The 217-nt window shown below is 40.1% G+C and carries 1 pseudogene; it reads right to left on the reverse strand.

From position 1 onward, the window contains the following. Positions 1–47 precede the first annotated feature (47 nt). Positions 48–217 (reverse strand): annotated as a pseudogene (pgk, locus tag V6256_RS15840) (phosphoglycerate kinase); the annotation flags it as partial.

The following is a 217-nucleotide window of genomic DNA, read 5'->3' on the forward strand; positions in this document are numbered from 1 at the left end:
GCACGGTGCGCCGTACGAAATGCAGCCATTACATTTACATCAGATTATGCAGCTATTTGCGTAGATAGTGTTTGATCGTGTTTCTTTTCGCCTTTGTTAAAACGAACGTTTTCAAGAACCACAACTTCACCTTCGTTTACATCAAGGCCAATTAAATAGTCAGTCGCTAATCGAACAGGTACATCTAGCGCTTCATTTAAGAAATCAACAACTGGTT

Origin of the sequence: Psychromonas aquatilis (genome assembly GCF_038155185.1) — a bacterium.
GTDB lineage: Bacteria > Pseudomonadota > Gammaproteobacteria > Enterobacterales > Psychromonadaceae > Psychromonas > Psychromonas aquatilis.